This is a genomic window from Streptomyces sp. B21-083 (assembly GCF_036898825.1).
Classification (GTDB): Bacteria; Actinomycetota; Actinomycetes; order Streptomycetales; family Streptomycetaceae; genus Streptomyces.
Window position 1 is genome coordinate 5190497 of sequence record NZ_JARUND010000001.1, and the last position, 25904, is coordinate 5216400.

Annotated in this window: 20 protein-coding genes; 6 read left to right on the forward strand and 14 right to left on the reverse strand. The window is 70.6% G+C overall.

The window, feature by feature from the left end; translation table 11 throughout:
• Window positions 1-75: 75 nt before the first annotated feature.
• Genes QA861_RS23320 through QA861_RS23335 form a run of 4 tightly spaced genes read right to left on the reverse strand, consistent with a single transcriptional unit; the run spans window position 76 to window position 4834 of the window.
• Window positions 76-675, reverse strand: coding sequence for a GTP-binding protein (locus tag QA861_RS23320; protein WP_334590231.1), 600 nt, complete (start codon window positions 673-675; stop codon window positions 76-78).
• Window positions 662-1105, reverse strand: a complete 444-nt coding sequence (locus QA861_RS23325; protein ID WP_334590232.1) for a DUF742 domain-containing protein — start codon at window positions 1103-1105, stop codon at window positions 662-664. The genes QA861_RS23320 and QA861_RS23325 overlap by 14 nt, the downstream gene beginning before the upstream one ends.
• Window positions 1106-1136: 31 nt before the next feature.
• Window positions 1137-1613 carry a roadblock/LC7 domain-containing protein gene (locus QA861_RS23330; RefSeq protein WP_334590233.1) on the reverse strand — a complete coding sequence of 159 codons (477 nt, stop codon included), beginning with the start codon at window positions 1611-1613 and terminating at the stop codon, window positions 1137-1139.
• Window positions 1610-4834 (reverse strand): ATP-binding protein, encoded by a 3225-nt coding sequence (locus QA861_RS23335; protein WP_334590234.1) that lies wholly within the window; start codon window positions 4832-4834, stop codon window positions 1610-1612. Before QA861_RS23335 ends, QA861_RS23330 begins: the two co-directional genes overlap by 4 nt.
• A 400-nt stretch (window positions 4835-5234) precedes the next feature.
• On the opposite strand from QA861_RS23335, the gene QA861_RS23340 reads away from it, so the two are divergent.
• Window positions 5235-6194 (forward strand): ABC transporter substrate-binding protein, encoded by a 960-nt coding sequence (locus QA861_RS23340; RefSeq protein ID WP_334590235.1) that lies wholly within the window; start codon window positions 5235-5237, stop codon window positions 6192-6194.
• A 137-nt stretch (window positions 6195-6331) separates the two neighbouring features.
• On the opposite strand, the gene QA861_RS23345 is transcribed toward QA861_RS23340, so the two are convergent.
• Window positions 6332-6766, reverse strand: a complete 435-nt coding sequence (locus QA861_RS23345; protein ID WP_334590236.1) for a hypothetical protein — start codon at window positions 6764-6766, stop codon at window positions 6332-6334.
• A 223-nt stretch (window positions 6767-6989) separates the two neighbouring features.
• A complete protein-coding gene (locus tag QA861_RS23350) occupies window positions 6990-7415 on the reverse strand; it encodes an SsgA family sporulation/cell division regulator (protein ID WP_334590237.1) in 426 nt (141 codons plus the stop codon).
• Between the two features lie 206 nt (window positions 7416-7621).
• Here QA861_RS23350 and QA861_RS23355 point away from each other — a divergent pair, with 206 nt between their 5' ends.
• On the forward strand, window positions 7622-9424 hold the full coding sequence (locus tag QA861_RS23355; protein WP_334590238.1) for a sigma-70 family RNA polymerase sigma factor: 1803 nt from the start codon (window positions 7622-7624) through the stop codon (window positions 9422-9424).
• Between the two features lie 163 nt (window positions 9425-9587).
• Window positions 9588-11381 (forward strand): lysyl oxidase family protein, encoded by a 1794-nt coding sequence (locus tag QA861_RS23360; protein ID WP_334590239.1) that lies wholly within the window; start codon window positions 9588-9590, stop codon window positions 11379-11381.
• A gap of 246 nt (window positions 11382-11627) precedes the next feature.
• Here QA861_RS23360 and QA861_RS23365 read toward each other — a convergent pair whose 3' ends face one another.
• Window positions 11628-12497: a calcium-binding protein gene (locus tag QA861_RS23365; protein ID WP_334590240.1), complete on the reverse strand. Its 870-nt coding sequence runs from the start codon at window positions 12495-12497 to the stop codon at window positions 11628-11630.
• A 322-nt stretch (window positions 12498-12819) separates the two neighbouring features.
• On the opposite strand from QA861_RS23365, the gene QA861_RS23370 reads away from it, so the two are divergent.
• The gene (locus tag QA861_RS23370) at window positions 12820-14385 is read left to right on the forward strand and encodes a right-handed parallel beta-helix repeat-containing protein (RefSeq protein ID WP_334590241.1); all 1566 of its coding nucleotides are present in this window, start codon (window positions 12820-12822) and stop codon (window positions 14383-14385) included.
• Between the two features lie 111 nt (window positions 14386-14496).
• A complete protein-coding gene (locus QA861_RS23375; RefSeq protein WP_334590687.1) occupies window positions 14497-14667 on the forward strand; it encodes a hypothetical protein in 171 nt (56 codons plus the stop codon).
• An 18-nt stretch (window positions 14668-14685) separates the two neighbouring features.
• Here the strand turns inward: QA861_RS23375 and QA861_RS23380 are convergent, their stop codons facing one another.
• Together QA861_RS23380 and QA861_RS23385 are read right to left on the reverse strand one after the other, a co-directional pair.
• The gene (locus tag QA861_RS23380; protein WP_334590242.1) at window positions 14686-15051 is read right to left on the reverse strand and encodes a hypothetical protein; all 366 of its coding nucleotides are present in this window, start codon (window positions 15049-15051) and stop codon (window positions 14686-14688) included.
• Between the two features lie 169 nt (window positions 15052-15220).
• Window positions 15221-15742 (reverse strand): lamin tail domain-containing protein, encoded by a 522-nt coding sequence (locus tag QA861_RS23385; RefSeq protein ID WP_334590243.1) that lies wholly within the window; start codon window positions 15740-15742, stop codon window positions 15221-15223.
• Between the two features lie 487 nt (window positions 15743-16229).
• Between QA861_RS23385 and QA861_RS23390 the strand changes: the two genes are divergently transcribed.
• The gene (locus QA861_RS23390) at window positions 16230-16844 is read left to right on the forward strand and encodes a hypothetical protein (RefSeq protein ID WP_334590244.1); all 615 of its coding nucleotides are present in this window, start codon (window positions 16230-16232) and stop codon (window positions 16842-16844) included.
• A gap of 30 nt (window positions 16845-16874) precedes the next feature.
• On the opposite strand, the gene QA861_RS23395 is transcribed toward QA861_RS23390, so the two are convergent.
• The 5 genes from QA861_RS23395 to QA861_RS23415 form a co-directional block, all read right to left on the reverse strand.
• Window positions 16875-18218, reverse strand: a complete 1344-nt coding sequence (locus tag QA861_RS23395) for an alpha/beta fold hydrolase (protein ID WP_334590245.1) — start codon at window positions 18216-18218, stop codon at window positions 16875-16877.
• Between the two features lie 191 nt (window positions 18219-18409).
• Window positions 18410-18964, reverse strand: coding sequence for a hypothetical protein (locus QA861_RS23400; RefSeq protein WP_334590246.1), 555 nt, complete (start codon window positions 18962-18964; stop codon window positions 18410-18412).
• An 88-nt stretch (window positions 18965-19052) separates the two neighbouring features.
• Window positions 19053-20915, reverse strand: a complete 1863-nt coding sequence (locus QA861_RS23405) for a hypothetical protein (protein WP_334590247.1) — start codon at window positions 20913-20915, stop codon at window positions 19053-19055.
• Window positions 20912-23101 (reverse strand): serine/threonine-protein kinase, encoded by a 2190-nt coding sequence (locus tag QA861_RS23410; protein ID WP_334590248.1) that lies wholly within the window; start codon window positions 23099-23101, stop codon window positions 20912-20914. Before QA861_RS23410 ends, QA861_RS23405 begins: the two co-directional genes overlap by 4 nt.
• Window positions 23095-25902: a hypothetical protein gene (locus QA861_RS23415; RefSeq protein WP_334590671.1), complete on the reverse strand. Its 2808-nt coding sequence runs from the start codon at window positions 25900-25902 to the stop codon at window positions 23095-23097. Before QA861_RS23415 ends, QA861_RS23410 begins: the two co-directional genes overlap by 7 nt.
• Window positions 25903-25904: the final 2 nt, after the last annotated feature.

Sequence of the window (25904 nt, forward strand, 5' to 3'; positions counted from 1 at the left end):
CGGGGAACTGCGCGAGCAGCCACAACGGGCCGGCAGTTCCCCACAACCGTCAGTAGGTATGTGTACGTACGGTGCCTACCCGCCACTCCGGGCCAGCGCCTGCTCCAGCACAACCAGCAGAGCGTCCCGTACCGAGCCGCGCTCGCGGGCGTCGAAGACGAGCAGTGGTACGCCCTCGGACACGTCGAGGGCCCAGCGGACCTCGTCCAGTGTGTGCGCGGTCCGGCCGTCGAAGGCGTTCACGGCGACGGCGAACGGGATCTGCTTGTGCTCGAAGTAGTCGACGGCGGCATAGCAGTCGTCGAGTCGACGGGTGTCCACGATGACCAGCCCGCCGATCGCGCCCTCCACGATGTCGTCCCACATGAACCCGAACCGCTCCTGTCCGGGCGTGCCGAACAGGTACAGCTTCAGGGTCGGGTCGATGGTGATGCAGCCGAAGTCCATCGCGACCGTGGTGGTGGTCTTGGTCGGGGTGTGGCTGAGGTCGTCGACGCCGGCCGCCACCTCGGTGATGGCGGCCTCGGTGGTCAGCGGCTCGATCTCGGAGATCGAGCCGACGGCGGTGGTCTTGCCCACGCCGAAGCCACCCGCGATCACCAGTTTCACCGGCAACGGCGGCCGTACGGCGGCCTGTCCGGCCGAGGCGCGTACCAGCGGTTCAGTCGGTGTCACGGAGTACCCTCCGGGAGTCGGGGATGGCCCGCAGGCCATCGATAACCCTGCGCAGAACGGATGCGTCGTGGGTGACGCCGGAGTCGGGCACGTGCACCGACAGCTGGCCCGCCGTCCGGAGGTCCTCGGCGAGGACCCGCACCACGTTCAGGTGCAGCCGCAGCCTGGCCGCGATCTCCGCGATGGACTGCGGAACGCGGCAGGCGGCGACGATGTCGTGCTGTTCGAAGGAGAGCCGGTGGAGCGTGTCGAGCCCGTTGGTGGTGGCCACCAGTTGGGTCTCCACGGGCATCGTCCGGCCGGACGACGCCTCGCCCGCGCCGCCCGCGACCCGGCCGGCGGTGACCAGGAAGGGCCGGACGGCGGGTGCGGGGCCGACTGGGGCGACGCCGTCCTCGCCGGCCCCGCGCGGTGTGCGGCCGTCCGCCATCGGTGTTCGCTCTCTCTACGGTGGCACGCGCTCAGCGCGTATGCGTCGCGCCGACGCTGTTCTTCAGTTCCAGGACGAGCTGCGGACTGAGCGCGGTGCCCGCGCGGTTGGCGAACACCGTCATCTCGTAGGCGATGTTGCCGAGCTTGGCTTCCTTGCCGGTGACCACGCCGAGTACGGCGCCGCTGCCGATCGCGGAGACCAGGACATGACCGCCCTCCAGGTCGATGATGACCTTGTTCAGGCCGCCCAGGCCGTAGTTGCCGGAGGCGCCGGCGGCCAGGCTGGTGATGCCCGAGACGATCGCGGCCAGCCGTTCCGAGTCGGCGTGCTCGCGCAGCGCCGACACGGCGATCAGCAGCCCGTCGGAGGACACCGCGATGGCGTCGACGACGCCGGCGGTCTCGGTGGCGAAACGGCTCAACAGCCAAGTGAAGTCGGCTGCGGCGGCCCGAAGATCGATCGGCTTTGTTTCTCCGGCGGGAGTCTCACCTGTCGACGTGCTCACTGCTCGGCTCCTTCCGGAAGGTGGTTCTGGTGGTTCTGGCGGTGGGGGGTGTCCGTGACGGTGATCGGGTCGGACGGGTCGGACGGCTCTGTCCGGTCGGTCCGGTCGGTCCGGTCGGGTGAAACGTCGGGACGGTGGTCGCGCCGGCGGTCGTTCCCGCGAGCGACCGGGTTTTCGGTGGGGCGACGGTGCTCGCCGGTGTCGCGGTGCGCGCGGGCCACTGCGGCCTCGAACTCGTCGAGCGAATCGCGTACGGCGTCCGCGTCGGCGGGACGGGCCGCCTGCCGCGCGGCCTGCTGGGCGGCGGCGTCGGCGGTGGTCCGCAGCGTCGCCCCACGCACCCGCCGCCGAAGCGGACGGGACCCGTCGGGACCGACGGCGAACGGGTCGGCCCCGGCCTGCCCGGAGAGGGGACGGGCGGTGGGCTGGGGGGCGACCGGGTGGCCGGTGGCACCCTGTCCCGGTCCGCGTCCGGAGTCGCCGGGGGCAGGTGCCGTCCGGGGGAGACCGTTCTCGGAGCCGACCGGGTAGACGTGCGGCGGCTGGTCTGTTGTACGGCTGTCGCCGGCCGCAGCCGGCCGGTTGGTGGGACCGGCCTCAGTCGTGTGGCTGGTGGGTCCGGGGGGCATCGTGTGGTTGGTGGGACCGGCCTCAGTCGTGTGGCTGGTGGGTCCGGGGGCCACCGTGTGGTTGGTGGGACCGGCCTCAGTCGTGTGGGTGGTGGGTCCGGGGGGCATCGTGTGGTTGGTGGGACCGGCCTCAGTCGTGTGGGTGGTGGGTCCGGGGGGCATCGTGTGGTTGGTGGGACCGGCCTCAGTCGTGTGGCTGGTGGGACCGGGGGCCACCGTGTGGCCGATGGAACCGGCCTCAGCGGTGTGGCCGGTGGAGCCGGTCGCCGCCGCGTAGCTGTTGGCACCGGTCGCCGTCGTGTGGCCTGCGGCGCCAGTGGCGTCCGTCAGGGCGGACGAGGGGGCCGTGGCCGCGTCCGTCTCGGTGGCGGACGCCGAACGCAGCGGGTCCCCGGTTTCCGGGTCGTCGGGGGATGCGTCGCGGCGGGGGACACGGCGGGGGAGGGCGGTCGCCTCGTCGTCCTTCGTGGCCCAGGACGGGACCTTGGCCGGTATCGGGGCCGGTATCGAGGACGACGGGGAGGGGCCTGCCGCGGGGGCCGACGGGGCGGCGAGTGCGGCGGCCATGGCGGGCGTGTTGGGGGTGGCGGGCCGGGCCGCCGGCTCCAGCTCGCTCGCCGTCTGGAGCAGCGTCGACGGGATCAGCACCTCGGCGGTCACTCCGCCGCCCGGGGTACGGGACAGGGTGACATCGACGTCCCAGCGGCGCGCCAACGCACCGACCACGAACAGACCGAGCACCTTCGTCGGGATGACGTCGAGGCGTTCGCGGCGCACGAGGCGGGCGTTCTCCTCGGCGAGGCGCTCGGCGCTCATGCCCAGGCCGTGGTCCGAGACGGTGATCGACGCGCTGTCGTGCTCGGAGCCGACCACCACCTCGACGGGGCTGTCCTCGGGCGAGAACGACACGGCGTTCTCGAGGAGTTCGGCGATCATCAGCGTCAGGTCACCGATGATGTCGGGCTCCACCATGGCCTCGGTCGCGGCTCGCAGCCGTACCCGCTGGAAGCCCTCGATCTGGCCCAGCGCGGCACGTACGACGTTGGTGAGCGCGGTCGGCCCCGACTCCAGCACGGTCTCGCGGATGCCGGCCAGCAGCATCAGGCTGTCGGCGTTGCGGCGCAGACGGACCGCGATGTGGTCGATGGAGTAGAGACGTTCGAGCAGCGCCGGGTCGGTCTCGCCGCGTTCCACCGCGTCGATCAGCGCGAGCTGCCGGGTGGTCAGGTTGCTGACGCGGCGACCGACGTTGCCGAACATCTCGGCGACGTTGCGCCGACTGTGCACCTGCCGCTCCAGCAGCGCGGCGGCGGTGGTCTGCACGTTGTTGAAGGCCTCGGCGAGTTCACCGATCTCGTCGTCCGCGGTGACCGGCAGCTGACGCAACCGCGGGGAGCCGGACTCCTCGGCGTCGTCGTCGGCGACGCGGGCGAGTTCGCGGCCCGCCACGTCGGCGACCTCCTGGGCGGCGCCCGTGAGCGCCAGCACCGGGCGGACCACGGAGCGGCGGACCAGGATGGAGAAGGCGATCCACACGGCGAAGCAGAACAGCGCCAGGGTCAGCAGCAGGCCCGCACGCACCTTGGCGCTGGTCGCGATGCTGTCGGCCCGGTCCGCGATCTGGTCGATGAGCGAGGTGGAGATGTCCAGCCGGGTCCCGGACTGCGCGCGGTAGTTGGGGTAGGAGACGATGGCCGCTCGCAGTGCCGTCCGGATCGCGCTCTTGGACTCGGCCTGCAACGCGCTGGGGTCCACGGCCAGTTCGGCGTACTGCCGGCCGATGGAGGCCTGCCAGGAGTTGTGCTCGATACCGCCCAACTTGTCGGTCTGTGCCTCGTCGGCGAACCGGGCGAACCGCTCGGCCTGGTAGGTGAACAGCTCGTAGGAGCCGACCGCTCCGGTGAACTCGATGAGCGCGTTGCTGTCGCGGGTCCCCGCGGAGAAGACGCCGGTCTCATAGGCGCCGTGGGCGGTGTCGGCGCGCAGTAGCGAGTCGAGGAGGTCACCGGTGAAGGTGGTCGCGAGGTCGGCGTTGCGGTCCAGGCCCAGGCCGTCGATGAGTCCGTCGGCCGCACCCGAGTACGCCGGGTCGATGTTGGTGGCGGGCAGATAGCCCTGCTCGATGATGGCCCGCAGGCTCGCCAGGGCCTGGACGTCCTTGAGCGCCTGCACCTCGGTGTCAGGCAGCCGGTCGCCGAAGGCGTCGACGACCTTCCGCACCTGGTCGTCCACGGCCGACTGCGCCTGCCGGTAGCTGACGGTGGAGGGGGTGCCGGCGTCGAACGCCGCTTCGTATCGCACCGAGAGCAGGATGGCCTGCTGGTGTTCGGCCTGCAGCTTGGCGACCAGCTGAGCGACCTGGGCGCTGTCGCGCACCAGCTGGGCGGCGTCCTCCGCGCGGCCGGCCTCCCGCACCAGGTCGACGATGAGGTACGACAGCAGCAGCGCGATCACCGTCAGCGGGATACCGACGAGCACGTTCAGTTTGCGCTGGAAGGGCCATCGGTCGGCGAAACCCCGCAGGCCCCGGCGCACGGACGTCGGTGCCGAGGATGCGGACCGGGGGGACGCGTCCACTTCTTTCGTGGACACCGGGCCTCCTTCAGAAGGTGTCGCAGACGTGCAAATGGGGGGCGCGTGCATGTCGTTTTCCGCATGCACGTGTCCGAATACAAACGATACGGAAGCGGCCCCCGCACACCGCCACGGCCTCCACCGACTGCTGTGGCGGATGTCAACCCCCGGGGAGACTATCGCCTCTTCCAGCGGTCGGACGGGTGGCCCTAAGTCAAGAATCCATTACGAAGCGGTACCCGGAGGCTTGTTGGGGAGCTCCTGGGGAGTACACAGGTGATCTCCCGATCCATGCACAATGATCACGGAGAGAAGTCGATCGGTAACACGATGCTTCTTGACTGATCAAGAAGTGGCCGGATTGGATCAGCTCAAAGTATTTGAGTCTTCATCAACACTCCACGCCGGAACGGGAACCGTGACTATCAACGCCCACAGCAGCAGGTCTCTCAGGAACCACCCAGGTGCGGCGGTCGTCGCCCTCGGGGCGGTGACAGTCCTGCTGGCGGGATGCTCCTCCTCGTCCGACAGCACGTCCGACCCGCTCGCCGGCGACAAGGCGGCCGGTGACACCGTGGTCGTCGGCTCCAACAACTTCGCCGAAAGCATCCTGCTCGCCGACATCTACGGCGAGGCCCTGAAGGCCAAGGGCATCAAGGTGTCCTACAAGCCCAACATCGGCAGCCGCGAGACCACGTACGGCCTGCTCAAGAACGGTTCCATCACCGTCCTGCCGGAGTACAACGGCTCGCTCCTGGCCTACCTGGACGCGAAGGCCGCGCAGACCTCGCTCAGTGCCGTGAACACCGCTGCGAAGGCCAAGCTCGACTCCAAGCTCACGCTGCTGGAGTCGTCGCCGGCCGAGAACAAGGACTCCGTCACGCTCAACGCGGCGACCGCGAAGCAGTACAACCTCACCGCGACCTCCACGCTCGCCGACCTCAAGGACATCGCGCCGCAGCTGGTCCTCGGCGGCTCGCCCGAGTTCCAGACCCGCCAGCAGGGCATGCTCGGCCTGGACGCGATGTACGGGCTGAAGTTCAAGTCCTTCAAGGCGCTCGACGCGGGCGGCCCGCTCACCCAGGCCGCGTTGAAGAAGAACACGGTGCAGGCCGCGGACATCTTCACCACGGACCCGACCATCCTCAAGGAGAAGTTCGTCGTCCTCCAGGACCCGAAGAACCTCTTCGGATTCGCGAACGTGACCCCGCTGGTCTACAAGAGCGGGCTCTCCCCGGAGGGTGTCGCCGTCCTCAACGCCGTCTCCGCCAAGCTCGACACGAAGGCCCTGCTCGACCTGGACACCCAGGTGCAGCTGGAGAGCAAGGACCCGCTGGACGTGGCCAAGGCCTGGCTGAAGACGGCCAACCTGGGCTGACGGTCCGCCGGACCGCCGTGACGAAACCGCCCCCACCGTCGCCGAGCCGATCGCGCTCGCCGGCTGTGGGGGCGCTCTCGTCGGGGCGCCTTCGGCGGGTGTGGCGCGGGTGCGGCGCCGGGTGTGGCCGCGCGGCGTCAGTAGGACTCACAGAACTTCCCCCGCCACCAGACGACGTCCGGCGCGTCCGCACGGAGCACCTTGGCCCGGTCGAGGATCGTGCGGTCCAACGACCGTACGAGAGTGCGCAGTTCGCGGGCGCTCTTCCTGGGGAGGGCGTGGAGGACCTCTTCGAGGTGATCGCGGGAGAGGCCGGGTCGGCACTCGCAGTAGATCGAACAGGACCCGCGCTCGGGGTGTGTTCTCGCGAGTCGGCTCAGCGGCCCGTGGGCCAGCGTCGTCCAGTCCCGGAAGGCCTGCGTGGTCGACTCGGGGGAGAAGCGGGCCCGTTCCAGTCGCCGTATGTCGGCCGTGCAGGAACCGGAGAGGCGGTCGATCGGGGCGTACGGCGGCCGGTACTGCCCCCGGACGGGAATCTCGCCCCGCAGGGCGGACGGGCGCCTACGCGGCATGGCCCTTTCGGCTGTCGGTCATGGGCGGCAACGTACCGGCGGGAGCGGCCGGTTGCCAGGGAATATCGGCTGGACGGTGTCCGGTGGTGTCCCTCCGGTGTCGTCCTTCCGGTGGCGCCCCTCCGGGGGAGTGTGGCTCCCCGGGCTCCGCCACCGGATGGTTCAGGGCCTCCCGCTGCCCCTGGCCGGTCCGGATCACACACAGGTCGCTGTCGCCGCCGGGTCAGTTGACGCCGCCCAGCAGCAGGGCGAGTCCGCGTTCGACGTCGGGGCCCAGGTCCTCCATGCCCGGCGCGACAACGCCGTACGAGCGGTGGAGGAAGCGCTGCAGTTGCGCCGTGCGGAACCGGACCACGGCCAGCCCGTACGGCGAGTGGAGTTCGACGACCGTGTGGGTCGGGCCGCACGGCCAGAGGTGGACCTCGCCTATCCCGGCCGGGTTTTCCAGCCCCTCTTCCAGGAGCAGCCGGGAGAAGGTCCAGGTCACTCCCTCGCCGCCGGCCGAGACCTCGACGGGGAAGGCGAGGTGGACGGCGAGCGGATCGGCGGATTCGTAGCGCAGGGTGACGACGAGTGGAAGCTCCTCGTAACCGGGGGTGATCAGGCGGGCGCGGGCGGACTGCTCCAGGGAGCGGACGGGTCTGGACATGATCGACTTCCCGTTCGGGTGAGGCGTTGGGCCAGTTGGGTCGAGCTGCCTTCTCGACCATCGGTAGTGCCCGCGCATTACGCCGATACGGGAGTCACTTCATGTGACGTGCGTCACCTTCTGTAATTACTCAACAGTTTTTGTCATCTAGCCATACAAACTCGTCCCCGATACCTCGTCCGCAGGTAACTGGAGTGTTCCTGCCCATGATTGACAACACCGCCACCGCCGCCGCGACCGACGCGTACGCCCGTATCTACGAGGAACAGCAGCCGCGTCTCGTTGCGTTCGCGCGTTCGCTCACCAAGAGCAGCTGGGCCGCGGAGGATCTGGTCGCCGAGGCGCACTTCCGCGTGTGGCGGCGCCTGTCGGCGGGGCACGAGATCGACAACGTGCCCGCGTACCTGATGACGACGCTCCGGCACCTGGCCGCCACCGCGGGCAGCAACTCGGCGCGCGAGACCCCGCAGGATCCGCAGGGCGGCCCGGAACGGCTGGAGAGGTCCGAACGGGTCGTCTCCCAGGGGCGTCACATCGACGACCCCGCCGAACAGGTGTCCTCGGTCGACCTGTTGGTACGGGTACTGGGTCAACTCCCCGACCGCTGGGTCAAGGCGTTGTGGCTGGCGGAGGCGGAGGGGCAGCCCCTGGCGGACATCGGGCCCCAGCTCGGCGACGGCATCAAGGAGGGCGCCACCGCGGTACTCCTCCACCGCGCCCGTGAGGGCATGCGTCAGGCGTTCCTGCGTGAGCAGCTCGGAGTCCCGGACAACACGGCGTGCGAGCCGTACTGGGTCCGCATGCCCGCGTACGTGCGCGGCACCGCGACCCGCCGCCAGTCCGACCAGCTCCTCGCCCACACGGACACCTGCGACGACTGCCGTCACCGACTCGCTTTGCTGATGCGCACGAACGACCGCCTGCCCGCGCTCGTCGGGCCGGCCCTGCTGGTGCTTCTGGTGGGCGGCACGGGGAAGTACCTGCTGGCGGGCGCGACGGGGTCGGTGGCGGCGTCCGTCGGTGCGTCGACCGCGTCCGGCGTGACCTCCGCGGGGGCCGGCCATGGTGGTGGGGTGCTGCACGCGGTACGGCACGGTGTGGCCGGCGGCTCGAAGATACCCAAGGCGCTCGCGCTGAGCTCGGGGGCGGCGGCAGTGGCCGTCGCGATCACCATCGCCCTCACCTCTCCGCAGATCCAGCTGCGGGAACAGCCCCGAGTCCCCCTGGCGGACAACCCGTTGACACCGGCGCCGGTCGCGGAGGTCCCGGTGACGGTGCCTGTGCCCGCCCCGCTGAAGGCGAGTGCGGTGACCGTGCCGGGCAGGGTGCCGGTGGCGGTGCTGCGGGGCGCCGCTTCGGGGATCCCGGCCGGCTTGGCTGTCCCGGCGGTGCCGCCGGTGCCGTCGGTGCCTGTGGTCACGGTGGTTCGGGGGAGCGGGGACGGGGGGTCCGGTGGGGCCGGTGGGTCGGGTGGGGCCGATGGGTCCGGTGAGGTCAGCGGGTCCGGTGGAGGTTCCGGTACGGAGGTGACGCCTCCGCCCGCTCCCAGCGCACCGGCCGAGCCCGCGCCTTCGGCGCCGGAACCTCCGGTCGAGCAGCCGGTGCCGCCGGTACCGCCGGTGAGCGAGGTACCTGTGCCTCCTGTGCCGCCGGAGACGTCTGTGCCTCCTGTGGCTCCTGATCCGGAGGTTCCGGCGTACGTGCCGCCGGTGCCGCCGGTGAGCGAGGTACCTGTGCCTCCTGTGCCGCCGGAGACGTCTGTGCCTCCTGTGGCTCCTGATCCGGAGGTCCCGGCGTACGTGCCTCCGGTGCCGCCGGTGGAGGAGGCGCCCCCAGTTACGGTGCCTCCGGTGCCGCCCGTGCCGCCGGTCCCGCCCTTGCCGCCGGAGGTTTCTGTGCCGACACCTGAGCCGGAGCCGGTTGTTTCAACCCCCTTGGATCCGGGGCCGGTTGACGAGACGCCGGTTCCGGATCCGGTCGTTGCTGATCCTGATCCCGGGGGTTGTTGAGAGGTCGGTCGGACCGCTTTCGGTTGAATTTCTCCTCGCCGAGCAACCTGAACACCGCTTCCCCTGTCTCACAGGTTGCTCACAGAAACGGCTTGGGCGCGTGGGGTGCGTCCGTACGTATGTCGGCCGTCGTGGGCGGTGTCCAGTCCGATGCCACTTGACCATGGCACTGGCAGACGAGGAACCGATGACCACTCAGCAGCACAGCACCACCAGCGGCAAAAAGAGCGACAGCCAACGTAACAAAAAGCGTTTGCAGCACTCGGCACTCGCCGCGGGGGCCGCGCTGGCCGTCGTCGTGTCGGTGGCCGGAGCGGCTCCGGGCGCCGGAACCGCTTCGAGCGCCGCGCCCACGAAGCCGAAGCTCAGGCTCGTGGCCGCGTCGGACTCCGTGACCACCGAACGCTACGAGGGGGAACCCGGCGTCTACCTGGACCTCGGCACGTACGTCACGGTGGACGACGTACCGCTGGAGTTCAAGGTGACCCGGAAGTCGTACAAGGACCCGGTGATCGCCGAGCAGATCATCCGCAAGGGCGGCAAGGCGCAGGCGAAGAGACTGCCTCCCGGGATGGTGAAGGACTTCGCGGGTCTGCCGGGCTTCCTGGAGGTGTCGTTCACGAACGCGGCTGGTCAGGAGGTCGCGAAGAGCAAGGGCACGTTCTGCCCGAACAACGCCTCCGGGCGCATCCGTCCGGACGGCCCGGCCACCTCGCACTTCCCGGAGAGCTGCTCCACCAACCCCTTCACGCTGGGCGGCGTGTGGGGCGTGGAGAAGGGCTGGGCCACCAACGCCGGCTCGGTCGACTACGACAACCCGTTGGACCTGCAGGCGGGGGAGTACACCGCCAAGGTGTCGATCGGGAAGGTGTACCGCGACTTCTTCGGCATCCCCAATGACCAGCCGACCATCAAGGTGACGGTACTGCCGCCGAGCAACGGCGGCGAAAGCGGAAGCGGAGGCGGAGGCGGCGGAGTGGGGCTGGCCGCGCGATCCTCCGCCCACCACGCAGGGGGCCACGGGGGACAGGGCGGCCACGAGGGTCATGCGGGCCGAATGTCCGCTCCGCCCACGTCACATCACTACGGTCCACGTGGCGCGGACATGCCCACCATCCCGGCCTTCCCCAACGCGCTGATCGACCTGGGCACGGCGAACCACCTGGGCGACGGTCCGGGCCACACCGACGGTTCGCGTGTCGCGCCCGCGCTGAAGGCCGCCGCCCAGCGGCCCACGGGCAGGGCGGCCGTACCGGCCAACGTGCCCAAGCCGGACCTGCGTTCACTGCCGGCGTGGGACATCGCGGTCACGGACGGCGAGGACGGGGACGTAGCCGGAAAGGACTACCTGGCGTTCAGCGCGAACGTCTGGAACGCCGGCCCGGGCCCGCTGGTCGTCGACGGCTTCCGCAAGCCGGGCAAGGACCTGATGGACGCCTACCAGTACTTCTACGACGCGAACGGCAAGCAGGTCGGCTACACGCCGACCGGCACCATGGAGTGGGACCCGCGGATCGGCCACGAGCACTGGCACTTCACCGACTTCGCGAGCTACCGCCTCCTGAGCGCCGACCAGAAGGAGGAAGTGCGCAGCGGCAAGGAGGCGTTCTGCCTCGCCAACACCGACGCGATCGACTACACGGTGAAGAACGCCAACTGGCACCCCTACAACACCGACCTGTCGACCGCGTGCGGTGAGAAGAGCGCCCTCTCGGTACGTGAGGTGCTCGACGTGGGCTCCGGCGACACGTACACCCAGTACCGTCCGGGCCAGTCCTTCGACATCACCGGCCTCCCGAACGGCACGTACTACATCCAGGTCATCGCCAACCCGGAGAAGCGCCTCCAGGAGACCAACCTCGACAACAACGTCGCCCTGCGCAAGGTGATCCTCGGCGGCACGGAGGGCGCGCGGACGGTGACGGTACCGCCGCACGACCTGATCGACGTGAAGTAACCGGACGACGCAAACAGGCCGCGTGCCGCACCTCCGGGGGGAGAACAGCCCGCTCGGAGGTGCGGCGGGCCACACCCTTGTTCCGGCCTTCCACCGCCTGGACGAGGCGGCCGTCTGATTCCGTACGTCCTCCGTCCTACTGCCTACGTCCTACCAGGTCGGCCCTGGCGGCAGAGGCCCCGGAGAGATCCGGGGCCTCTGCCGCCAGGGCCGACCCTGTGGCATGTGGCGTTCTACGACCAACCGTCAGGCCTGGCGTACGACGTTCGTGCCCGCGCCGGCCGAGAGGACGTCCTGGCCGGCGCCGCCGTACAGCTTGTCGTTGCCGCTGTTGCCCCAGATGTAGTCGTTGCCGTCGTTGCCGTACAGGACGTCGTTGCCCTTGCCGCCGAGCAGGCTGTCGTCGTCGGCTCCGCCGTAGACCGTGTCGTTGCCGTCGTCACCGTTCAGGGACTGGCCCCCGGCGCCGCCGCGGATCACGTCGTCGCCCTTGCCGCCCTCGACGATGTCACCGGAGGTGGTGATGGTGTCGTTGCCGTCACCGCCGGCCACGCGCAACGAGTTACCCGTGCTGATGGTGTCGTCGCCTGCCCCACCGTCCACGAAGTTGCCGGCGAGGTCGCCCCGGCCGGTCAGCCTGTCCTTGCCCGCGCCGAGGATGAACGCGGTGGTGAGGTAGGTCTCGTCGCTCTTGTTGGTGAAGTCGACCACGTCATTGCCGTCGCCGAGGTTCATCCGCATGATCTGGTACGGGCTCTGGCTGTCCACGGTGACAACGGTGCACAGGACCTTCGTGTGGTCGGCGGCGCTGGGGTAGGCACACCCGCGCCCGACACTGATCGGAACGACGTCGTCGATCACGAAGGTGATGTCCGTGGCGTTGGCGTAGGACTCGGTGACAGTCGGCTTGTTGGTCTGGCCGGCGGCGGCCGTGTAGGTCAACTCCTGGTCGTTGAAGCTGACTTCGGCCTTGGCGGACGGTGTCGCGGCACCGGCGGTACCGGCGGCCAGCGCGAGCGGAACGGCCGCCAGTCCGGCACCGAGGGCCAGCGTCAACGCCAGTGCCGATGCTGACGCGGTGCGTGTCGTACGACGACGGGTGGGGGAAGAGGGCATGCGAGTAACCTCCAGGGCCACATGGGCACTTGAGCGAATTCAGGATTCAGATTCAGGATTCAGTGACGCCATGTGAGACGGCGGAGGTACGCCCTGGGTTGTGGTCGTCCGCCCAGCGGACGGCCAAGCGTTCGGGCACGCACCCACGCATGCGAGGTGACCAAAACCGGCTTCAGTCGTCCATCCATGTGAACAACGATCAAGTACGCGACTCTTGACGTGTCCAGGACCACCCCTCTAACTTCCGAGAGAAAGCGCTTTCCAATCCGGTCCGGCAGCAGATCCTCCGCCTCGTCCAACCGTCTGGAGATGGAGAACCACGATGCAACTGAGACCCGTCATCGCGTGCGTCAGCCTGCTGGCAGGCACACTCGTCGCGCTCTCCGGCACCACCGCACAGGCCGCGACCACGCGGTATGAGGCCGAGACCACGCCAGCGGTCTGCACCGGCACCATCGACTCCGACTGGACCGGCTTCTCCGGCAGCGGATTCTGCAACGGCACCAACTCGACTGGCTCGTATGCCCAGTTCACCGTATCCGCACCCGCATCGGGCACGGCGACACTGGGTGTCCGGTTCGCCAACGGCACCACCACCGCCCGTTCCGTGAGCGTCATCGTGAACGGTGCGACGGTCTCGACGGCGTCGTTCGAGGGCACGAGCACCTGGACGGCGTGGACGACGAAGACCCTGACCGTGCCGGTGGTCGCGGGCAACAACACCATCCGCCTCAACCCGACGGCCGCCGCGGGCCTGCCCAACATCGACTACCTCGACGCCAACGTCCCGGACGGCGGCACCACACCACCCCCCACGGCCTCCGCCCTCTACGTGTCCCCGTCCGGCACGGACAGCGCGGCGGGCACGTCGTCGGCGCCGACGACCCTCACCTCCGCGATCGGCCGCATCACGGCGGGCGGCACGATCTACGTACGCGGCGGCACGTACAACTACGCCTCGACGGTGACGATCCCGGTCGGCAACAACGGCACCGCGTCCGCCCGTACCGTCCTGGCCGCCTACCCGGGTGAGACTCCGGTCCTCAACTTCTCGGCGCAGACCGAGAGTTCCTCGAACCGGGGCCTCCAGCTCAACGCCAACTACTGGCACATCAAGGGCCTCGTCGTCGAACGCGCCGGTGACAACGGCATCTACGTCGGCGGCAGCAACAACGTCGTCGAGCGCACGGTGACCCGCTTCAACCGTGACACGGGCCTCCAGCTCGGCCGTATCGCCTCCACCACCCCGGCCGCCGACTGGCCCGCCAACAACCTGATCCTGAGTGCCGAGTCGCACGACAACGCCGACTCGGACGGCGAGGACGCGGACGGTTTCGCGGCGAAACTGACGACGGGCGCGGGCAACGTCTTCCGCTACGCCGTGTCCCACAACAACATCGATGACGGCTGGGACCTCTACACCAAGGCGGACACGGGCCCCATCAGCCCGGTGACGATCGAGGACTCGCTCTCCTACAAGAACGGCACCCTCACCGACGGCTCCCAGGCCGGCAACGGCGACCGCAACGGCTACAAGCTCGGCGGCGACGACATCGCCGTCAACCACATAGTCCGGCGCAGCATCGCCTACGGCAACGGCAAACACGGCTTCACCTGGAACAGCAACCCCGGCACGATGACGGTGTCGGACAATGTCAGCATCGACAACACGGAGCGCAACTTCAACTTCGACGGCGGTACGTCGGTGTTCCGCACGAACACGTCCTGCCGCAGCGGCAGCGGCACGAACGACCGGATCGTCGGCAACTCCGACACGTCGAACCAGTTCTGGTCGGGCACGAACGGCGCGCGCTGCTCGTCGTACGCGGGCGCCCTGCACTGGTCGTTCGCATCCGACGGGCACCTGGTGGTGACGTTCGGGGGATAGGAGGCTCCTGCTTCCCGTAGGAAGCTGAGCCTGGCTTGGTACTGCCACGGACGCCCCCAGGTAGCTGACCTGGGGGCGTCCGCCATTCGCGTGGTGGTGATCCTCTTTCGATTGGACATCGATGTTACCGACGAGCATGAGCGCAGGCTGGTCCAGGGTGATCCGGACTGGGGGCAGGGCGCGACACTGCATCCGTCGGTGTGGGCCGGCATCCAGCGCTTCCAGGTCGACGAGGGTTGGGATCCCCGAGCGACGGTTTCCTTCTGGCGGGAACTTCTCTGACCGATCCCGGAGAGTCCGTCACGGTCGGTCGGTGACGTGGAACTCCATCCATTCGATGCCCGGGACGCTGAACTGTGCGCCGGTGTTGGCGGCGGCGATGCCCGTGAACTCGTGGTGGGTGCCTATTTCTTGGCTGCCGAGGCTCCATGGCGTGGCGAACTTCCACGCGCTCTCGAGAGCCGCCATCAGCGCTTGCTCCGGAGTGGGGCACCCGAGCGGCGAGGCCAGTCGCAGCACGGCGAGTTCGGGGAACTTGCAGTATCGCTCGTAGGTCTCCATCTCGACCGAGCGATCCAACCGGACCGCGAGACGCCCGACGACCCGCTCGGCGGCGTGGCGGTCGTTCGCGTGTACGTGACAGCGCCAACGGATTGTCTCGAACATGCCGAAACCTTACGGCCAGGTGGCGACATTTGTAGTCCGAAGCGGTCACCTGGCCCAGCGCAGAAATGGGAGAGAGGCGCGCCGGCCCCCGAACGGGACCGGCGCGCCGGCGTTTCATGCGCGTGTGCGGGTGGCGTGGTCAGCCATCAGCCGCTCCTGGTGTGGAGCGTCAGTGGCGGTTGCCGTTGTGATGGCGGTCCTCGTCGTGACGGTTGTCGCCGTGGTGACGGTCGCGGCCCCATGATTCGTCGTCGACGAAGCGGCCGTGGTCGTTGCGCAGGGTCGCGGTGTCGGTGCGGTTGTCCCACACGTAGTTGCGGCGGTCCTGAAAGAGGTCGGTGCGGGTGTCGCGGCCCTCACCGGTGTGGATGCGGACGGTGGCACGGCCCTCCAACCTGTAGTGGTGGAAGGTGTAGGTACGGCCGTCCTTGTTCTTGAGGGTCCAGCCGTCGAGGTTGACGGTGTGGCGCTTGGTGTTGGTGAGTTCCACCCACTCCCTGTTCAGCGAACGCTGGGAACGGTCCTCGCGTCCCGGGGAGGCGTACTGCACGGCCGAGATCTCCACGTTCGGGCGGTCCGGGCGCGTGTGGTCGGCAGCCGACGAGGGCAGTGACACCGCCCCGACCAGAGCGCCGGCCGCGAGCGCGGCGGCGGCGAGACGACGGGCAGTGACAGAAGCGGAAGCGGACAAAGAATTCTCCTGCAAGGTGCGGGCGCCCTCCCGCCGACGGCCTTCGTGGCCGCCGCGGGAGTGGATGCGGTGTGCGGGTGGCGGCCGGCTGGCCGCACATCCGCACTCTGTCCCTCATGTGCGGGAGTTGGGGAGGAAAACTGCGCAGTGTTACCTATTGACCGCATTTCCGTGACTCTCGGATGTAACACCCACTTATGTCACCTCTGCGGTCCGTTGACGTCCTGGAAAGCCATGCGCTCTTACGGGCCTTGGGGCGTGTCCTCTGTCCGCCATGGCGCGCCACCTCGCCCGGCTCCGGTCCATCACCCGTAAGTGAGCAACAGCCGGTTCGCGCCGGGCACCGGTACCCTGTAACCGGCGGAGCGCCCGTCCGTCCTCGACAGGTGCGGGCCATCCGGGCGAGGCGCCAAGGCCCGTACGGCATGGTGCCCAGGGCCGCGGCACCCCGCGGCGGATGCTGACGCCTCCCCACGCAGGAGAGGCCGTGACTGATCCCAGCCCGCGAGTGACACCGAGGCCGGCGTCCGTCGCGGCAGGCGACGACATTCCCGCTCCGGGGGTCATCGGCATCGGACTCGCCGCGGTGCTGACGTTCGCGCTCGCCCAGGGTTCGTGGCAGTGGTTCGCCACGTTCATCGGGGTGACGCTCCTCGCGGTGATCCTCGCCTTCCAGCGCCGGGCGCAGTGGACGCCGGACATCCGCTCGGCGTACATGCGCGGCCTGGTCGCGTACGCGCTGGTCGTCGGCCTGTGCGTGGCGGTCGCACTCGCTCCCCTGCTGCAGCGCCGGGCCTGGCTGTTCCCGATGCCGGGCACGCGCAGGGAGTGCGAGCTGACGGGCAGGTACGAGGCCCTCCACGTGAGGGCCGCGCTGGGGAACCTGGCCGGCAACGACCAGGCTGCCCTTGCGTTCGCGCAGGAGGCCCAGGCCCGCCAGGCCGTCGCCGAGTGCCTGGCGGCCACGACGACTCTGTGGCTGCCTCTGTACGGGCTTGGGGTGGCGGCGCTGGTGGGGGCGGCTGCGTGGTTCCGCGACCGCGACCGCGACCGGGATCGGGATCGGGGTCGGTCCCGGTCCCGGCCGGGTCCTGTCGGCTGATGAGGTCGGCTGACCGGAGTGCACACCGCCTCAAGGCAGGATCGGCAGCACCCCGCAGTTCGAGGTAGCAGGCTTTCCCGACAGGCGGTCTGTCAGCCAGTTGACCGCGTTTCCCTGGTCCGCGAGGAGGGGAGTGACGTGGTTCAGCAGAGGGCTGACCACGTTCGGCAGGATCACCGGCACGTACGTGACGTTCGCGCCCTTCGCGCACCAGTCCTTGGCGAGGCGGCGGGCCTGCTTGTGCGGGACCAGGTTGTCGCTGGTCCCTGTTGCGACGCGTACCGGGCCCTGGGGATTCAGGGTGCCGATGCGCTGGCTGTTCAGGAAGGTCTGGAGGGCCGGGGTGGACGCGATGATGTCGGAGAGGGACTCGCCGTCCGTCGTCCACTTCGTGCTCTTCGCGTAGCCGTAGTGCAGCAGGGCGTCGCCCACGCACATCGTCGACAGGTCGGTCATGGCCGCTTTGCCCGCCGCGTTCAGATGGGCCTCCGCCAGTGGTCTCAGCGTGGGGTCCGACTGGAGGAAGCCGTTGAGGGACCAGCCGAGCGCGCCCGCCAGTTCGCTGCCGTCGATCGCCTTCGTGACCGACGCCAGGTCGGCCGGTGGGGCGCCCGAGTAGGTGCCGGCGAGGGTGATGTCGGGGGCGTAGGAAGGCTGGAGTTCCGCTGCCGCCGCTGTCGCTCCGCCGCCCTGGCTGTAGCCGAACAGGCCCACCCTCGATGCGGACGTGACCGAGGTGCCGGGGAGGGAGCGGGCGGCGCGTACGGCGTCCAGTACCGCGTGGGCCTCGTCGAGCCGGTTGACGTACGTGTGGAGGCGGTCCGTCGCGCCCAGGCCGGCGTAGTCCGTGACGACCACGGCGGCGCCGGTCGCGAGGAGGCGGTAGATCGCCACGTCCTCATAACCGACGGACACCGTACGGCCGTTGAGGAGCAGGGGGTGCTCCAGGCCCATGGACGCCGCGCACTGGTCGCCCTGTCCCATCGTGCCGGGGGCCACCGCCACGAGCGGACGGGCGCCGCCGCCCTTCCAGGCCGCCGTCGGTTCGATGTACGCGCCGGTGACCGCCACCGGGGCGCCGTTCGAGTCCGTGGACCTGTACATCAGGCGGGTCGCCCGGCCGGGCAGCGGGCCGTCGAGGGTGGGGAGGGAGATGGCCAGGGGGAGTGGTTCCGAGCGGACCACCGCGCCGTTGGCGGCGGGGAGCGTGGTCGGGGGTGTGTAGAACGCCGGGATCTCCACACCCCCGGACACGACCGCCTCCGTAGCGGAGGAGGCGTCCGAGGCCGTGGCTGTCGTGTACGAGAGAACCTGAGCGCCCAGGCAGGTCGCAGCGGTGAGCGCTGCGGCCAGGAGCCGTCTGCGTGCGGGCATGGCGAACCTCCTGTGAAGTGGGGCAGGAAGCAGAGAGGAACCGGGAGACGCCAAGAGGCCGCCTCTCCCTACTGATTGGTTCGCCAGGACCGTACCTACTGGTCGGTTACCTCGGGTAGCAGTCGGAGGGTTACGGTTGAGTAACTTGACTCGCTGTCTAATTGGGGGAACCGGACGTCACCGGTGACCGTTCAGCAGCCGGTGGACCTCGGGGTGAACTTCAGGAGGGTGAGCCGGTCCGCGGCGGCGGCCTCGTTGTAGGTCGCGTGGGTGACCTGGTACCAGACGGCGTCCTTGGCCTTGTCGCCGTTCACGTCGTCCAGCTTCACGCACCAGCGTTCCTGCCGTACGACCCGCGTGTACGTCTCCGTGCCGCTGCGTACCTTCGTGCACTTCTGGGAGCTCTCGGTGGTGTACCAGGTACGCGTCTTCTTCTTGCTGCCCGTGCCCGTACGCGACGTGTGCTTGACCTTCTCGGTGGTGAGCGCGCACTTCTTGACCAGGTGCGGGCGGGTGGCCTTGGCGGTCTTGCGGGTGATGTGGCGGACGGTGCCACGGAGGCCGGAGACGGTGGTCGGTTCCGGAGTGGGCTGCGGGGCGCTGTCGTACTTGCCGCTGCCGCTGCCGTTGTTCCCGCTGGCGGAGGAGTCCCCCCGTGGGGCGTCCTTCCCGTCGCCGCACGCGCCGAGTCCGGCCATGAGGAGCATCGTCAGACCGGCCACCATCAGGCGTTTCCTGCTGGGCATGTGGTGTTCCCCGTTCGCTGCTGTCCCAAAAAAGACGGTCAGCGTACCTCCCTTGCAGGGGGTGTCTCCCTCGCGCGGGGTGTCTCCCTCACATGGCGATCACCACGATCACGATGAGTACGACGATCATCGTGACGCACGCCCCGACCACACAGCCCACGTCGCTCGTCAGCTTGTCGAGGCCGGACAAGGGGGCCGGGGACTGCGGCGTGGTGGTGGGCGGTGGCGGGAGAGCGGCCGGCTGTGATCCGGCCGGGCGGACCAGCACGTCGCGCAGGATCTGCTGCCAGACCGACGGCGGCAGGTCGGGGACCTCGCCGTTCGTCGGGGAAACAAGCGTCCGCGAGAGCCAGTTGGTCCAGACGGGGTGCGGAGCCCGGACCATGGCGTACAGCATTTCGTGCAGGTCGTGCAGATACTCCTCCTCGCGGGCCAGCGGGGCCACGGCCCAGGAGAAGAGATGCGCCGCCCGGTCTGCCAGGGCCGTGCCCGACATGGACTCCCTGGTCTGTCCGTGGGGCGTCAGGTACAGATGGTTGCGGAGTACCTGCGCGCACAGGTCCTGTCGCATCTTCCGGGGGCGCGTCTCGCGGCGCTGGGGGTTGCCCAGTTCGGACAGCAGCAACTCCAGTGATCTCGGGGGGAGTTCGTCGGCCTGGAGCAGCTCGCGGAACAGTACGTCGTCGGGAGCGTCCTGCAACAGCGCCATCAGGATGCGGTGTTCCACCTGGTCCCCGCGCTCGTCACCGCGCAGGTCGTCGTGGAGTTGATGATGCTGGTAGGTGGACGGGGGCTGGAGCTGGGACTGGGGTTGGGGCTGGGGTTGGGGCTTCTCGTACGTCGGCGCGCGGTACGGCTCCTGCTGTCGCTCTTGCCGCTGTTGCTGTGGCGGGTGTTGGTGGTGGTTCTCCCCGTGCTCGTGGCGCCGTTCCGTGGGTGGCGGTTCCTGCGGTGGCCGTTCCTTCGGCGCTTCCGTACGGGTGCCGCCCTGCCGGTGTTCCGTGCTCAGGATCTTCTGCAGCAGATCCCGTCGCCGCTCCCAGTCCATCGTCGCGCCGCCGCGCAGCTCCTTCGTCAGCTGGGGCACGCCCGGGGGAGCCCCCCGGTGGGTCAGGAGGTGATCGACCAGGCGGTACGCCGCCCGGTGTTCGAAACGGGCGTCCGTCGCCCTGCCGCCCATCACCCTGGCCAGAGGGCCGGAGCCGCCGGTCTCCTGTTCCCAGCGGGGGACGGACGTCAGACGCAGGGGGTGGGTGTCGACCGTGTCGTAGGTCGCGAACGTCCAGTCGCGGCCGGTCCAGTCGTCGAAGAGGAGGAACAGACCCAGGTAGACCAGCGCGGCCTCGTCCTGAGCCGGCCAGCCCGCCGGCTTCTCCTCCCCCACCAGCAGCGACACCCGTTGCGCCGGGTCGCGCAGCCACTCCGCCGTCGCCATCATCAGCGCGCCCCGCACGTGCTCCAGCCGGGCTTCCATCTTCGGCAGCCGCTCGTGCGCGAGTTCGTCGAGGCGCGCACAGTCGATCACCGGCTTCGGGCCCGTAGCCCGTTCCGCGAACTCCCGGGAACTCCAGCCGCCGTATGCCATGCCCAGGCACCGGCGCATGTTCAGGGTGGCGGGAGCGCCCGTCAGGACGTGGCTGGCCGTGCTGGGCCGGCCCGCACGGTCCATGGTGGGCCAGCGCCGGACGAGCAGGACCTCGCCGTCGTGGGACAGGGTGCGCACGACGCTGGGGCGGGCCGCGCCCGGGCCGGACACCCACAGCAACGGGCCCAGTTCGCGGCCCAGTCGCTCGGCCCGCTCGGGGGAACAGGAGTGGGCGACGGCCTTCATGCCGGTGCTTCCCTGACGGCCCTGGTTGCCCTCCCACCGGAAGACGATCTGATGCACCGAGGACGCCGACAGTATCGAGGACGCCTCCTGGAATTCGGAAGATTCGCTGAATTCGCTCACTTCTCTTCTCCTCCCCGCTCCCGTTCCCGGTCACGCTGCCGTCCGGGTCCCCCGGCTCCGCGCGCGCCGGGTACGCGCAGCTCCCCGTCGGCGGAGCCCTCCGCGGGTACCGCCTCCCAGGCCGCCGACTCGCCCCTCGCGAACGCGTCGGGGCCGCCCGGGACGTCGATCAGGCCGTGCATCGCCAGCAGCGAGAGCAGCGGCTCCAGTACGCGCCGGGGAGCCGCGCCCGTCGGATAGCGGCCCTGGTCCTCCTGGCCGCCGGTGGCCGACGCGACGTGCAGGGTGCACCGGCGGATCGCGTCGAAGGGGCGCAGCCAGGCCTGGCCCGCGTGGCGGCGCAGGAACGCGTGGACGTCCTGGCTCTCCTCGCGCAGCACGGCGGGGTCGAGGGCGGTGAGGGGACCCCGGGCCAGCCAGCGGTCGACCGGGGACTGGAAGCGCAGCAGGTCCGCCTTGCCCAGCACCATCGTGGCCGCCACCTCCAGGTAGGGGCCCGTCTTCGGGAGCCGGTCCAGGACCGTCGCGAAGGCGAGGTCGCCGTCCCGGTTCACCGCCACGCCCCCGCGTTCCCTCGCGTGGTCCAACTGCGGTACGGGGAGCGCCAGAAGCGGGTCGACGACGAAGACCAGGGCGTCCACCCCGAGCAGGAACCGCAGGGCAGCGTCCGTCCGTACGAGGTCCTCGCCGCCCAGGTCGAAGAAGGCGACGGGACGCACCTGGCCGTGGGCGTCGGTGATGAGGAGGGACTCGACGAACCGGGCGAAGCCGGTCAGGCCCACGCCGGTGGTGTGGTCCAGGACCCGGCCGTTGCGCAGGGGCTGCACCCGTTCCCGTACGAACCGGGCATGCTGCTCGGGGTTGACGGACTGCCAGGAGAGGCCGAAGGGGTCGAGGCCGCCGTCGGTGATCTCGGCGATCATCTGGGTCAGCAGATGGCTCTTGCCGGTGGAGGACTGGCCGACCATCGCGACCGTCAGCGGACGGCCGTACGTCAGATACGGCACGGGGATGAAGTGTTCGGGGAAGTCCGGGTCGGCCGCGCACTTCTGCACGGCGCCCCGCATCACGTCCTGGCGGCGCAGCTTGCCGACGCCCGCGAGGTTCAGGGGCTGGTACTGCATCCGGGCGTCGGTGACGTACAGCGCGCTCAGGTCGAGCTGGATGGTCTCCAGGCAGTACGGGCAGAGCACCTCGCTCTCGGTCAGCCCGGTCGCGGGGCCGATGTCGGACGGGGGTGCCAGGGGTGCCTGTCGTTTGGCGCGCAGGGCCTGTTCGAACGCCTCCCGGTCCTCGCGGGTCCCGTCGGGGGGCGAGAGGACGGTGGCCCGGCGGGATGTTCCGGGGGCCAGCAGGTCGAGGAGCTGGGCGGGGGACGGGCGGGCGGTCGCCCGGGGGGCGAAGGCGTCGCGCAACGTCTCGTCGAGGACCCGGTGTTCGGCCAGGTCGGCGGGGGACCGGTCGGGGTGGCCGGGGCGGCCGGTCACCAGACGGTAGAGGACCTGGGCCGCGCTCCACACCGCGTCCCGGGAGTCGATGTGGCCCTCGCCGCGCCGCTGTTCGGGCGAGGAGTAGGGGGCCTGTCCCCAGTCCGTGCGCGGCCGGCCGGCGTCGGCCACTCCCTCAAGTCCCCAGAGCTGGAGGGAGGCGCCGTCCCAGAGCACGGTGGCGGGCGAGATGCCGCGCGGGACGAGGCCCTGGTCGTCCAGCAGGCACAGGGCGAGCATCAGGTCGCGGGTGAGGACGCGTTGGTCGGTCGACGACATGACGTGGGTTCTCGCGGCGGTGGCGCCGCGCGGTGGGTCGTACAGGAGGAACGGCTCGTCGGTGTCCAGTTCGTAGCCGATGAGCCGGGGGAAGAGCGGGGCGAACTCGGTGCCGTCGACCAGCCGGTGCAGTCTCAGCGCGGTGCCCGCCTCGGTGTCGAGGAGGGCGCGGGCGGCCGGTGTCGTAGCGTCGGCGGCGGAGAGCCGCACCTGTACGCAGCGCCGGCCCTGGCGCCGGTCGTCGAGCAGAGCGTTGCGGATCAGCGCGGGGAGTCGCGGATCGCGCCGGGACTCGGGGCCGAAGCGGACCCGGGCGACGTGGCGGCGGCCGGAGGGGGTGCTGAAGCCGAGCTTGGCGTCGGCGGGTCCCTCGGGGTCCGCCGGATGCTCCGGCCCGGGGTGGGTGGTGCGGGTCACCATCGGTCGCCGTCCGCTCGGTCGTAGGTGCCGTTGTGCGGGCCGTCGTACGGGTCGTTGTGCGGGCTGCCGTACCGGCCGTCGTGCCCGTCGCCGTCACCGTCGTCGCGGGGACGGAAGGTCTCCACCACGCCGGGGCGCAGCGGGGTGAGCCGGAGGAGGCCCGCGTACCGTCCCGACGACGTCCACTCCACCTCCTGCGACCGGCTCGAACCGTTCGTACGCCAGGCCTTCTCGACCTCGTCGCGTACGGCCAGGGGCGCGAACCTGATCCAGACCGCCGCCGCCGGGTCGCGGCTGAGCAGCGTGCTCTGGTCGGGCGAGGACAGCTGGACCACGGCCTGCCGGTCGGTCTCCGCGCCGACCAGTTCGGCCAGCCCGTGCGGGTCGGTGCCCAGCAGGTTCGCCGAGGTGGCGCGGGTACGGCGGGGTGCGGCGAACGGCGGTGGGGCGAGGACCCCGTTGTGGCGCAGATGCCTGCGGGCCGTCGACAGGAGTTCGGCGACCCGTCCCTCGATACGGGTCGCGGCGCGCGTGCCGGCCTGGCCGCGTTCCACGGCGCCCCAGTAGGACCGCATCGCCTCCAGGGCGGCGTCGGTGAGGTCGGCGGCGAGCGTGGCGACCAGCTCCGGCCCGCCCTCGCCGGTCTCCCGGTCCAGCCAACGCGGTGTCCCCCCGGCGCCGTTCGCCCCCGGGGAGTCCGGCGGGGCGGGGTGCGGTGTCCGGGCGGACGGGGGTACGGACGGGGGTACGGGGGGTTCGTCGGGGTCGGTGACCGTGTCCGCGGGGTCGGTGGTGTCGTCGGGGTCGTCCCAGGGGGTGTCCGGCCAGGCGTAGGCGCTCATCCAGTCGTCGTGGCGGCCCTTCTCGTCGGCCACGTCGGCAGCCGCGTCGCCGGCCCCCGAGAACGCGTCCGGCGTGCTCGACAGCCAGTCGTCCGCCGTGGAGCCTGCGGCGCCGTACCTTCCGTACGCGCCGTTGCCGCCTCCGACCGTCGCCCGCTCGGGTTCGGGTACCGCCTCGGCCTCCGCCGCCGCTGCCGTCGCCCGCAGCACACCGGCGACGGAACGGGCGGCGTCCGCGCAGTTCAGGCGCTCCTCGACCGCCCAGTGTTCCCGGACGCCCTGGGCCAGCAGGGCGTCGAGGCCGGCGAGGGCGCGGCGGAGTGCGGCGGTGGCGTGGCCCGGTGCCCAGGCGTCGGCCGCCGTACGCCAGAGACGGCGGGCCGTCTCCGCCGCCGCGCACAGGCCCAGCAGCAGACCGGACGTGCCCAGCCAGGGTGCCGGGTCGGTCGCGTACGCGAACAGCGCGCCGGTCAGGGCGCCGCCGAAGGCCGCGAGCTGGGGGCCCACTGCCCAGCGGCCGGGGCGTCCGGCGCCGCGCAGGCGGGACGTGCCGAGCAGTGCCATCGTGACGAAGAGCAGGGGGACGAGGAGGGCGAGCGCTTGCAGCGGGGCTTGCCAGAGGGCGCCCAGGAGGGCGGCGGTGAAGGTTGCGGCTGCGGCTGGTGCACCGTGGGAGACGTCGTGTGTCGGTTGCGGGTTCGTTGTGGCTTGTCGCGCAGTTCCTCGCGCCCCTGAGGGAGCCGGGGTGCTGTCGGGTGTCGGGTGCGGGTTCGTTGTGGCTTGTCGCGCAGTTCCTCGCGCCCCTGGAGGGGACGGGGTGCTGTCGAGCTCGGTTAGTTTTCGTGTCAGTGCCGAGCTCGGGAGCGGTTCCACCTGGCCCGCCAAGGTGGTGAAGCGGTGGGCGACCGAGCGGAGGGCTAGGCCCTGGGCGAGGAGTTTTTCGGCGTACTCGCGCAGGCCCTCGCCGATCCGGTCGCGCATGCCCTCCGCCGTGGGCACCCGCAGGCCCAGGTCGGTGAGGCGGGCCGCCGCCTCGGCGGTCGAGGACGTCGTGCCGGTGCCGCTGCGCAGGGCCCTGCCGACGAGGTCCCGGTAGGCGTCGAGGGACTGGCGGGCCTGATCGAGGTCGGCCTCGAAGGCGGTGCGGCGCGAGGGGCGCAGCAGCCCGGGGAGGGTACGCAGGCCGGCCAGTGCCTCGTCGGCGTGGTCGAGGGCGTCCGCGCAGGCCCGGTAGGTGTCCTCCGCCGGGCCGTTCGGCTGCCGGTGCCGTTGGTCCCGGCCGCCGCGCCCGGTCGCCAACGCCCTCAGCGGGTCCGGGAGATCGGCGCCGGACCCGAGGGGGGTCGGCGGCGCGTGGTCGGTGTCGTGGCCCGCGAACCGGGTGAGCGCGTCGCGCCAGGCCCGGTCGCGTGTCTCCGGGGGCAGATCCTGCTCCAGGAGGCGTACGCCGGGTGCGGCGACGGCGTCGGGCAGTGCCGCCAGGTCCTTCAGGACGCGCCGGTAGACGTCCGGGACCGACAGGACGTCGACGAGGACGGCCAGCGCGTCCGGGTCGTCGGGCGCGGGCTGCTCCAGTGCCGTGCGCGCGGAGCGCAGGTCACCGGCCCACAGGATGGCCGTACGGTCGGTGCGCAGTACGGCGGGGCGCAGCAGCCGCCGGTCGGGCCGGAACGACTCGTCCTCACCGGCGTACGCACCGGGTGCGCTGCCCACCAGCAGGACCAGGATCCTGACCTCCCCCACGGCCCGGTAGGCGGCGAGGAGTTCGTACTGCCGCTGGTGGTCGGTGAGCCCGGCCGGGGTGTCGGTCACCAGGAAGAGCGGGTCGTCGGGCTCGGGTTGACCGGCCTGGGCGAGTCGGCGGGCGACGCGGGCCCGGAGTGCCTGGGGGGTGTCGAGTGCCGCCGCCCCCGAGCGCAGGTCGAGCGGGACGACAACGGGGCCGAAGCGCGTGGGCATGC